Origin of the sequence: Sphingomonas sp. IW22, assembly GCF_041321155.1 — a bacterium.
Lineage (GTDB): Bacteria > Pseudomonadota > Alphaproteobacteria > Sphingomonadales > Sphingomonadaceae > Sphingomonas.
The window spans coordinates 1-1,297 of record NZ_JBGGWB010000034.1 but is presented as its reverse complement, the minus strand read 5'-3'; the positions used below and the strand labels follow the sequence as shown (position 1 = coordinate 1,297).

Genomic DNA, 1,297 nt, shown 5'->3' with positions numbered 1-1,297 from the left:
ATATTAGGTAACAAAAAAAGTTCTCGGAAAAATTAAATGTTAGTTCAATGTTTTATTGAAAATATTACATGTATTACAAGGAATATGACAAAAACCACTTAGTCCAAAATATATGCACCATTGTTCTGCACAATCTTCTCCCAACGCTTCAACAACCTATAAATACCTTCTTTAAAGAAATACTGATCTTTGGAACTTAGAAAAGATTGAACTTGTGAAATTGTTTCATCACTCGATTTGAATTTAGTGCCAGCTAAACTGTTCTGCAAACATCTAAATAGGTAATAATCTGAAGGGGCTTTGTCCGGAGAATAAGGGGCATGTTTCAAAACTGTCCAACGCAGTTTGTCAAGCTTCTGTTTCGTTAAATTTGACGTATGTGGCTTGGCGTTATCTTGTAGGAAGATTATTCCTTTTCTAATTAGATGTGAAGGCCAAGTCTTTTTGATGACCGAATTGACTTTATGTAATTGTTGAATATATACTTCTGTAGTAAGCGTTTGTCCACTTTTCAGAAATTCTTTATACAAAATTCCTCTAATATCCCAAAAAATACACATTAATACCTTCTTATGAGTCAAACCACGTTTAGCTACTGTTACCGGTTCTTCATCTGACTTTTTCCATGACCTGCGTCTAGGTAGGTTTTCATAATATACCCATTTCTCATCAGCAGTTACCATCCTGGGAAAAAAATCTTCTTTTCGATGCATATGAAGCAGTTCTTTACAAACATTCACTCTTTTTTCTTTGTCAACCTCACTAAGCGAATGTGGTACCCACTTATCCCACACTGACGAATAGCCAAGATCATGCAAATAATTTCTAATTGTTTGACTTGTTGTGTTGAATAACTTCGATAATTCGTCGGTTCTAATTGTTGGATTTCCTCTAATTGTTTCCAATAAAACTACATCATCGATTACTTTTGGACGACCATGACGTGTTTCATCTTCCAAACTGAAATTTCCATCTTCGAAATTTCTAAAAAACTTATACACAGTCGACTGGCTTACAATGTCATCGCCTAAAGATGACTTCATATTATTCAAGCATTCTTGAGCAGAGAAACCTCTTTTCCACTCATAGAAAATTATTGTTCTAATTTGCAAACTATTCATCTATGAATAAAAATGTCGTTTACTAATTTAAATTTATCTATAATTAAATATACGAATTACCTTAGATAAACAACGCGAATAAAAATACAATATAAATTATTATTAGAAATTGTATTTTAAAATTAAGTAATTTTAATTTTAATTTTTCCGAGAACTTTTTTTGTTACCTAATATTA

The 1,297-nt window shown here is 31.6% G+C and carries 1 protein-coding gene; it reads right to left on the bottom strand.

Annotated features, from left to right (window positions below; all coding sequences use genetic code 11):
* Positions 1-98: 98 nt before the first annotated feature.
* Positions 99-1,121: a hypothetical protein gene (locus ACAX61_RS19550; RefSeq protein WP_370716208.1), complete on the bottom strand. Its 1,023-nt coding sequence runs from the start codon at positions 1,119-1,121 to the stop codon at positions 99-101.
* Positions 1,122-1,297: the final 176 nt, after the last annotated feature.

Coding starts and splice junctions, on each gene's coding strand:
- ACAX61_RS19550 (WP_370716208.1), bottom strand. CDS start 1,121: ATGAATAGTTTGCAAATTAGAACAATAATTTTCTATGAGTGGAAAAGA.